An 8,042-nucleotide genomic window follows, 5' to 3' on the forward strand; every position below is an offset into this window, starting at 1 on the left:
GGCCCTTTTGGTATCTGGCGGGACCGAATGCCCTGGTTCGGACCTCCCGGTTCGATTAATCCGGCAGGACGCCGGATTGACAGTGCGCGGCAGCGCGCTGCCCCGCAGGGGCGAGGGCCAGGGAGGGCCCGAGTCAATCCCTTCGGGCGCAACATACGAGGGCCCTCAATGGGCCCTCGTATGTTTATCCTCCATCAGCAATCGCAAGCCCCATGGACCTCCTCTGGCAATACACCCTCGTCTTCATCGCCGCCGCGACTCCCTGGATCGAGATCCTGATCGTGATCCCGGTGGCCATCGGTGCCGGGCTCGCGCCGGTGCCGGTGGCCGTGATCAGCTTCGTGGGCAATGTGCTGCCCGTACTGGGCATCGTGGCCCTGTTCCGATGGTGGGAGACGCGCCGCGGACCGCTGCGGCGGCGCTGGAGTCGCCGGGCGGTGCGCGTGTGGATGCGCTGGGGGCTGCCGGGACTTGCCCTGCTGGGGCCCCTGGTCACGGGCATCCACCTGGCAGCCGTCATGGCCCTCGCCCTGCACGCGCAACGCAGCGCCACCACCTGGTGGATGACCGTCAGCCTGGCCCTGTGGACGGTGGGCACCACGCTGGTGACCGTGGCAGGCATCGACCTGTGGCACCACATCCGCGGTGCGAGTCAGCCGAGCCCGATCTCCTGAACCACGAAGCCCACGAAGGACACGAAGAAAACTGAATGCTGACTGCCTTTCTGCCCGATAGGGCGACACCGCCGAATCAGGCACAAGGGCGGTCAGCGGTCAGCGGTCAGCACTCAGCACTCAGCACTCAGCACTCAGCGTTCAGTTTTCTTCGTGCCCTTCGTGAGCTTCGTGGTTCCAACCGACCGGCCACCGCCTGGAACACGCGCTTCAGCCCGTGCTCCAGGCGCGCGGGCGACGCATGCCGGCGATCTTGCACACCTGTTGCATGTAGCCGTAGGGGAAGAGTTCGTAGAGCCGCTGGCGGGCCCGGTTACCGTAGCCCAGTTCCTCCGCGATGTACTTGATGACGAACCGGGCGTCGATGGCCACGTGCTCGCGCTCGTAGTGATCGCGGATGAACTCCAGCACCTTGTGGTGCTCGTCGGTGAGCACCACGCCCTCCCGTTCGGCAATGGTCTCGGCCACCTCGTCATCCCAGAGTTCGGGATCGACCAGATAGCCCTCCTCGTCCGTCTCGATACGCAGGCTGTTGACCTGGATGCTCATGGTTGCGTCTCCCGTCACTGTGTCGCTGCAGGCGCCGGATCGGCTGCCCGGACAGCTGCCTTACTGACCACTATAAGGCGCATATACACAAAGGCAAACGAAACTTATTGCACGTTAATATCGATTATGATGATATTAACCCCATGGACACAGACCAGATCCGCACCTTTCTGGCCATAGCGGCCCACGGCAGCTTCGTCGAGGCGGCCGAGCGGCTGCATGTCACGCAGTCCACGGTCAGCGCCCGGGTGCGCAGGCTGGAGGAGGAACTGGGTGCACGCCTGTTCGTGCGCAACCGCTCGGGGGCCAATCTCACGGCCGCCGGGCGGCGCTTCCTGCGCCACGCCAAGGCACTGATCCTGACGCTGGACCAGGCGCGCCACGACGTGGGCCTGCCCGGGCGGTTCGAGGCGAGCATCACGGTGGGGGCCCGCATCGCATTGTGGGAGGGCTTCTTCCTGCCGCGCTGGCTGGATCAGATGCGCTCTCGTGCACCGCACATCGCGGTGAGCAGCGAGATCGGTTTTGAGGAGGATCTGATGCGCCGGCTGGTGGAGGGCACGCTGGACATCGGGCTCATGTACACCCCCCGACACAGCACGGGGCTGGTCATCGAACACCTTTTCGACGAAACCCTGGTGCTGCTGGCCAGCGAGCCGGACCGGCCCTGGCCGGACGAGGGCTATGTGCACGTGGACTGGGGCCCGGCCTTCCACGCCCGACACGCCAACTATTACCCGGACCTGGAACGCCCCGCCCTGCACGCCAACATTGGCTGGCTGGGCGTGCAGATGGTTCTCTACAGCGGCGGTTCCTGCTTCGTGCCCATCCGCGTGGCCCGGCCTCTGGTGGACGCCGGACAGCTCTTCCTGGTGCCCGACAGTCCGCGCATCCCCCTGCCCGCCTACATGGTGTTCCCCCGTGAGCGGGACGCCGGGGCCGTGGCCTTTGCGCTGGCTACGCTTCGCGAGGTGGCGGCTGCCGAAGCGGCGCACGGTGCCCGGGAGGGCACGTCAGCTCCGCTGGAGTAGGAGTCAATCCAGACCCGCGTCGTGGCCGTAGCGCACGACGCGCACGTTCTCCAGTGTCACCAGGGCGCTGCCCAGCATGGGGGCGAGCCGCTCCAGAAAGCCCTTGATGCGCGCCTCGGCGTCGACTATCTCGATCACGATGGGGAGATCCTCGGACAGGCGCAGGATCTTCGCCGTGTGCAAGCGGCTGGAGCGCCCGTAGCCCATGGGCCCGCGCAGCACCGTGGCGCCGGCCAGACCCTGCTCGCGGGCCTCGAGCACAATGGCCTCGTGCAGGGGTCTGCCCTCGAACTCGTCGGACTCGCCGATGAAAATGCGCAGCAGGGTCGCCTGGACGTAGTCGGTCATGGATCACTCCGTCTGAGCCGGTTCAAACGCATGCCCGTAGCGTGTCCGGCCCACACGGCCACGAGCCAGGCGGCAAGCGAGACAGCCACATACAGCAGCGCCACACCGCTTCGCCCCTCACCGAACAGTAGCAGGGTTTCCAGGCTGAAGATGGAGAAGGTGGTAAACCCGCCGCAGAATCCGCCCAGCACGAACTGGCGCGTGGCGGGTCGAGCCATGAGCCTGCCGTCCGGTTCTGTGAGCGCCGCGTACAGGCCGATGAGCCAGGAGCCCAGCACGTTGGCGCTGAGGGTGCCCCAGGCAAAGGCCGGGCCCAGGGAGACGAGCGCCACCACGGATACCAGGTGCCTGGTAACTGCCCCCAGCGCACTGCCCAGCGCCACGGCCAGGTAGATACGGCCCGAGCGGCTCGTCATGCGACGCCCCCGGTCAGCGCTCCGGCCGACGCATAACCCAGCGCCGCGGCGCCGAGACAAAGCGCAACGGAGAGGATCACGTTGGCGGCCGCGCGTCGTCGCTCACCTTCCCGCAACAGGGCAAGGGTCTGGAGGCTGAACGAGGACACGGTGGTGTAGCTGCCGAGCACGCCCACCACCAGGGCCGCCCACAACGACACCGTGAGCCCCTGTCCGTCTCCCGGAGGCAACAGGGCCGCGAGCACACCGATGCAGAGGGCGCCGCTCACGTTCACGGCCATGGTGCCCCAGGGGAAGGTCTCGCCGACGGCGCGCCCCACGACGCCCGAGAGCCAGTAGCGGGCCAGCCCGCCGACGAATCCGCCCAGTGCAATCACCAGCAGCAAGGCGGGGCTGAGCCTCACCATCGGCACCAGACCGTCCATCACCGGACCCGACGCGCCGCGGGGGCGGTGACAAGCCGTGTTTCCACTCGACTCACAGGGAGCCGGCCGTCAGATGGCAGCAGAACGTGCGTCATGGGCGTCCATTGATAACAGAAACTCCGCCGCAACACCCGCCGTCAAGATTCAAGATTCAAGATTCAAGATTCAAGATTCAAGATTCAAGATTCAAAGGTGAGACTGCCCTCCCTTCCCTTGAATCTTGAATCTTGAATCTTGAACCTCGAATCTACCATTCTCACCGATAAAACAGCATCAGCGTCGACACCGCCAGCGCATTGCCGATGCCGTGGGCCACCATGGCCGGGAGCAGGCTGCGGAATCGTTCGAAGCTCCATGCGAGCACCAGCCCGCTCCAGAACACGGACAGCATGGCGACCAGGGAGTACAGGTGCAGACCACTGAACAGGGCGGCGGACAGCACGATGGCCATCCACGGACGCATGACGCTGCGCAGCGTCACGTAGATCAGTCCGCGGAAGGCGATTTCCTCGATCACCGCCGCCCACACCACCACATTCGTGGCGGTAAGCAGCGCATTGCGCAGGGACCCGAAGTACGCCAGTTCGTGAATGCCCTGGGACCAGTGACCCTCGAGCCCCGCGGCCCAGCCCAGCCAGGAGATGAGCATGTTGCCGCCCCACTGGATGCAGATCACGGCCAGGGTCACGGCGGCGAAGGCACGCACCCCCACGCCCCTGAGCGTCAGGCCGAAGGCCTGCACGTAGCCGATACCCCGCGGGCGCAGCAGATGTCGGTGGATAAGCCAGAGCATGGGCAGGGCCACCACCAGCGTGCTCCACATGGAGAGGATGCCGGGGCGAAAATAATGCTGCTGGAACAGGCTCAGGCCCAGCGCAATGAGAATCGCATAAAGCGCCGCGCGCACGATCACCGCGAATCCCTGCCCCGCGTGCCAGGGCTCCTCCAGCACCGCCGCGCGCCAGGGCGGAGGGTGCGTGAACACCCGCCGCCTGAGCAGGAGGATCACCCCCAGGCCGAGCGTGGCTGCCACGAACGCGGCGAGCCAACGCAGGCGATCGCGCATCTCCTGGCCGCGCAGGGCGAGGGCAACACGGAAGGCGTCCGCGGTTTCCATGTCACCCGCCCGCTCAGCCAGGCGCATGCGCAGGTGGTCGCGTCCCCATCCCCCCGGCACCATGCGCGCGCCGTAGCGCAATTCCGCGGGGGTGAGCGTCTCGCCCTCCACGCCGTAGGCGTAGGCCAGGGTCGCCCGCAGCACATCTTCCTCCGGGCCGACACCCAGCACTTCCAGGCCCTCGGCAAAGGCCTCGATCTGACCGGTCTCGGCCAACGCGATCAGCCAACGCGCCCGGGTGTTCTGCACGTTCCAGGGCCGGGTTCGGTCCGGATTGCGGGCGAACCACTCCAGGGTCTCGGCGTAGATGTCGATGGACTGCTTCTCGACCGCATCCCGGGGGCCGAACAGCATCCGGTGCATGGCCCGCTCCCATGCGGGCACGTTCTCGTAGCCACCGTAGAAGTACAGGTGGCGGTCCGCCTTGCGGCCCGCGGATTCCCCCACGAATCGCAGGCCCGAAGGCCCCTCCGTGGTGGCCGCGGGATACAGGCTGAATACCAGCGCACCCGCCACCAGCAAGGCCAGCACGGCGGTAAACCAGGGATTCGGGCGGGCTTCCCCCATGATGTTCAGGACCTCCCCGGGGCAGGCAGGTTCCCGGGGCACCGGGGCGGACGGCCGCAGGACAGGGACCGGCGGGTCACAATGCGGCCGGGATTGGTTTAAGGTTGGCGTAACGACCCACGATCTACTGTTCCAGTGGAGGACGAAGCATGCCAGAGGCGGATTATCAGGTGATGCTCACAGGAGAGCCAGCCGCCGATGTGCCTGCGCCCCAGGCGCGAGCGGCCCTGGCGCGGCTCTTCAAGCTCTCGGAGGAGCGCGTGAATGCCCTCATCGCCGAGGCGCCCGTGGTGATCAAGCGGGGGCTGGACGAGGCCACCGCACGCAAGTACCAGGTCGCCCTGCAACAGGCGGGCTGGCAGGCACAGATCGGGACTCCGGATGCCCCAGCGGCCGGCGGGCCACCCACTTCCCGGTCCGGCGCCGCCGACGCGGCCGTGCCGATCCAGGCGACGCTGGCACCCGTCGGATCGCTGATGGCAGAACCCCGTGACGTGCCGCCCCTGGAGGTGGACCTTTCCGGACTCACACTGGCCGAGCCGGGTGCCCGGATCGGAGAACCGCGCGAGGCCGCCTCGCCGGACGTGGACGTCTCGGGCCTCACCCTCGCGCCGCCCGGTGCGCGACTGGACGACGATGCGCAGTAGCGTCTGCTCCCTGGAATCATGTCGAAGGAACCCGACGCGCCCCGGACACTCCAACTGATTCATGCACAGCGACGCATCCCGTCGACCCATGAACACGAATGACACGGGGAGGATCGACCGTGGCAAGATCCAGGGCAACTCAGCGACTTGTACTTACCCTCCTGGCACTGAGCCTCACCGCCGCCTGTAGCGCAGAGACACGATTCGACACGCGCGAACACACGGTGCGCGTGGTGGAAGTCACCGACGGTCTCGAACACCCCTGGTCCCTCGCCTTCCTGCCCAACGGTGACATGCTGGTCACCGAACGGCCGGGGCGGCTGCGCATCGTGCGTGACGGGCAGCTTCTGCCGGATCCGGTGCCGGGCCTGCCCGACATCCGCGCCATCGGCCAGGGCGGGCTGCTGGACCTGGCCCTGCATCCGGCGTTCGATTCCAACCGCCTGGTGTACGTTTCCTACGCCGCCGACCATGACCGGGGCGTGACGACACATGTGGCCCGCGGCCGGTTCGAGGACGAAGCGCTGCACGACGTGGAGGTTCTGTTCATCGCCGAGCCTGCCTCCGGCGGCGGGCGCCATTTCGGCTCCCGGCTGCTGTTCGATCGCGACGGTTATCTCTACATCACCGTCGGGGACCGGGGCACCATGGACCGCTCCCAGAGGCTCGACGACCACGCCGGAACCACCATCCGCCTGTACGACGACGGGCGTATCCCGGGCGACAATCCCTTCGTGGGTCGTAATGACGCCCGCCCGGAGATCTACACTTACGGCAACCGCAACGCGCAAGGCATGGCCCTGCACCCCGAGACAGGGGACGTCTGGCAGAACGAGCACGGTCCGCGGGGCGGCGACGAAGTCAATCTCATTCGTGCAGGGATCAACTACGGCTGGCCGGTGATCACCCACGGCGTCGATTATTCCGGCGCCACCATCGGCGAGGGCATCACGGAGAAGGAGGGCATGGAGCAACCGGTGCATCACTGGACGCCGTCCATCGCACCATCCGGCATGGCCTTCTACACCGGTGACGCCTTTCCACGCTGGCAGGGCAACCTGTTCGTGGGCGCGCTCGCGCACACCCACGTCGCCCGCCTGGTGATGGACGGTGAGCGCGTGGTGGAGGAAGAGACCCTGCTGCGCGAGATGGGGCAGCGCATCCGCGACGTGCGTCAGGGGCCCGACGGATACCTGTGGCTGCTCACCGACCACCGCAACGGCCGGCTGCTACGGGTGGAACCGGCGGAGTAAGACCAGGAATCGCCGCGGAGACGCGGAGACGCGGAGACGCAGATTCAAAGAACGACAGGATTAACAGGATGTTGAAGGATGTACAGGATGAAAGCTTGAGATCGAAAACACAGCGTCATTCAAATTTGATCAATCCTGAAAAATCCTGTTCATCCTGTCCATTGCCTTTACTCAGCGCCTCCGCGTCTCTGCGGCAGGTTTTGATTGCCTTCAGCCCAATCGAGGAAACAGACGATGTTCGGGTTCCTAAAGTCCGTCGAGATGCCCCGCCCCGAGGAGGCCCTGCCCGGACGTGCCGACGCAATGCCCGTGCCGGACCGGCACGCCGTGCTGGGCACCCCGCTGACGCCCCCGTGGCCCGAGGGGCACGAGGAGGCGATCTTCGGGCTAGGCTGCTTCTGGGGCGCGGAGCGTGCCTTCTGGCAGCTGCCCGGCGTCCACACCACCGCCGTCGGTTATGCCGGCGGCTACACGCCGAATCCCACCTATCGCGAGGTGTGCAGCGGACGCACCGGCCATAACGAGGTCGTGCGCGTGGTGTACGACCCGAGCAGGATCGCGTTCGCGGATCTCCTCAGGGTCTTCTGGGAATCCCACGACCCCACCCAGGGCATGCGCCAGGGCAACGACGTGGGCACCCAGTACCGCTCCGGAATCTACGTGAGTGACCCGGATCGCCTCGCCCAGGCGAAGGCCTCCATGGCGGTCTACGCAGAGGCGCTCGCCGAACACAGGCTCGGGCCCATCACCACGGAGATCCGAGAGGCGCCGGAATTCTATTACGCGGAGGACTACCACCAGCAGTACCTGGCCAAGAATCCGGGCGGCTACTGCGGTCTGGGCGGCACGGGCATCCCCTGCCCCGAGTGGGATCGCGCCCGTGCCGGCGCCTGAACCGGCGCACGCCCCGGAGGCGATGGAGGTCCTGTCGTTCTGGTTCTCCGACCGGGTGCGGACCCGCTGGTTTCATTCCACGAGGGAACTGGACACCTAGTGTACCCCGCCACTCATTTTG

At 66.6% G+C, this 8,042-nt stretch carries 10 protein-coding genes; 5 read left to right on the top strand and 5 right to left on the bottom strand.

Features of this window, described 5'->3' with window-relative positions; translation table 11 throughout:
- Window positions 1–212: 212 nt before the first annotated feature.
- Entirely contained in the window at window positions 213–674 is a 462-nt protein-coding gene (locus B1C78_RS11780; protein ID WP_077279369.1) for a small multi-drug export protein, read from the top strand.
- A 210-nt stretch (window positions 675–884) separates the two neighbouring features.
- On the opposite strand, the gene B1C78_RS11785 is transcribed toward B1C78_RS11780, so the two are convergent.
- Window positions 885–1,223 carry a TusE/DsrC/DsvC family sulfur relay protein gene (locus B1C78_RS11785; RefSeq protein WP_077279370.1) on the bottom strand — a complete coding sequence of 113 codons (339 nt, stop codon included), beginning with the start codon at window positions 1,221–1,223 and terminating at the stop codon, window positions 885–887.
- Window positions 1,224–1,366: 143 nt separating this feature from the next.
- On the opposite strand from B1C78_RS11785, the gene B1C78_RS11790 reads away from it, so the two are divergent.
- Window positions 1,367–2,254, top strand: coding sequence for a LysR family transcriptional regulator (locus B1C78_RS11790; protein WP_077279371.1), 888 nt, complete (start codon window positions 1,367–1,369; stop codon window positions 2,252–2,254).
- 3 nt (window positions 2,255–2,257) lie between these two features.
- Here B1C78_RS11790 and B1C78_RS11795 read toward each other — a convergent pair whose 3' ends face one another.
- The 4 genes from B1C78_RS11795 to B1C78_RS11810 all read right to left on the bottom strand — a co-directional run bounded on the left by B1C78_RS11795 (window position 2,258) and on the right by B1C78_RS11810 (window position 5,127).
- Complete coding sequence (locus B1C78_RS11795; RefSeq protein ID WP_077279372.1) at window positions 2,258–2,602, bottom strand: DUF190 domain-containing protein; 345 nt, start codon at window positions 2,600–2,602, stop codon at window positions 2,258–2,260.
- Complete coding sequence (locus B1C78_RS11800) at window positions 2,599–3,018, bottom strand: fluoride efflux transporter FluC (protein WP_077279373.1); 420 nt, start codon at window positions 3,016–3,018, stop codon at window positions 2,599–2,601. The genes B1C78_RS11795 and B1C78_RS11800 overlap by 4 nt, the downstream gene beginning before the upstream one ends.
- Window positions 3,015–3,443 carry a fluoride efflux transporter CrcB gene (gene crcB / locus B1C78_RS11805; RefSeq protein WP_077279374.1) on the bottom strand — a complete coding sequence of 143 codons (429 nt, stop codon included), beginning with the start codon at window positions 3,441–3,443 and terminating at the stop codon, window positions 3,015–3,017. Before crcB ends, B1C78_RS11800 begins: the two co-directional genes overlap by 4 nt.
- Window positions 3,444–3,699: 256 nt before the next feature.
- Window positions 3,700–5,127 (bottom strand): CPBP family intramembrane glutamic endopeptidase, encoded by a 1,428-nt coding sequence (locus tag B1C78_RS11810; RefSeq protein WP_077279375.1) that lies wholly within the window; start codon window positions 5,125–5,127, stop codon window positions 3,700–3,702.
- A 149-nt stretch (window positions 5,128–5,276) separates the two neighbouring features.
- Here B1C78_RS11810 and B1C78_RS11815 point away from each other — a divergent pair, with 149 nt between their 5' ends.
- From B1C78_RS11815 to msrA, 3 genes are all read left to right on the top strand, one after another.
- Window positions 5,277–5,774, top strand: coding sequence for a hypothetical protein (locus B1C78_RS11815; protein ID WP_077279376.1), 498 nt, complete (start codon window positions 5,277–5,279; stop codon window positions 5,772–5,774).
- A gap of 98 nt (window positions 5,775–5,872) precedes the next feature.
- Window positions 5,873–7,027 carry a PQQ-dependent sugar dehydrogenase gene (locus B1C78_RS11820; RefSeq protein ID WP_077279377.1) on the top strand — a complete coding sequence of 385 codons (1,155 nt, stop codon included), beginning with the start codon at window positions 5,873–5,875 and terminating at the stop codon, window positions 7,025–7,027.
- 234 nt (window positions 7,028–7,261) lie between these two features.
- The gene (gene msrA, locus B1C78_RS11825) at window positions 7,262–7,921 is read left to right on the top strand and encodes a peptide-methionine (S)-S-oxide reductase MsrA (protein ID WP_077279378.1); all 660 of its coding nucleotides are present in this window, start codon (window positions 7,262–7,264) and stop codon (window positions 7,919–7,921) included.
- Window positions 7,922–8,042 lie beyond the last annotated feature (121 nt).

Origin of the sequence: Thioalkalivibrio denitrificans (assembly GCF_002000365.1) — a bacterium.
GTDB lineage: Bacteria > Pseudomonadota > Gammaproteobacteria > Ectothiorhodospirales > Ectothiorhodospiraceae > Thioalkalivibrio_A > Thioalkalivibrio_A denitrificans.

Bases quoted from the DNA above. Each gene is read 5' to 3' on its own strand.
- B1C78_RS11815 (WP_077279376.1), top strand. From the start codon at position 5,277: ATGCCAGAGGCGGATTATCAGGTGATGCTCACAGGAGAGCCAGCCGCC.
- B1C78_RS11785 (WP_077279370.1), bottom strand. From the start codon at position 1,223: ATGAGCATCCAGGTCAACAGCCTGCGTATCGAGACGGACGAGGAGGGC.
- crcB (WP_077279374.1), bottom strand. From the start codon at position 3,443: ATGGACGGTCTGGTGCCGATGGTGAGGCTCAGCCCCGCCTTGCTGCTG.
- B1C78_RS11820 (WP_077279377.1), top strand. From the start codon at position 5,873: ATGACACGGGGAGGATCGACCGTGGCAAGATCCAGGGCAACTCAGCGA.
- msrA (WP_077279378.1), top strand. From the start codon at position 7,262: ATGTTCGGGTTCCTAAAGTCCGTCGAGATGCCCCGCCCCGAGGAGGCC.
- B1C78_RS11790 (WP_077279371.1), top strand. From the start codon at position 1,367: ATGGACACAGACCAGATCCGCACCTTTCTGGCCATAGCGGCCCACGGC.
- B1C78_RS11795 (WP_077279372.1), bottom strand. From the start codon at position 2,602: ATGACCGACTACGTCCAGGCGACCCTGCTGCGCATTTTCATCGGCGAG.
- B1C78_RS11780 (WP_077279369.1), top strand. From the start codon at position 213: ATGGACCTCCTCTGGCAATACACCCTCGTCTTCATCGCCGCCGCGACT.
- B1C78_RS11810 (WP_077279375.1), bottom strand. From the start codon at position 5,127: ATGGGGGAAGCCCGCCCGAATCCCTGGTTTACCGCCGTGCTGGCCTTG.
- B1C78_RS11800 (WP_077279373.1), bottom strand. From the start codon at position 3,018: ATGACGAGCCGCTCGGGCCGTATCTACCTGGCCGTGGCGCTGGGCAGT.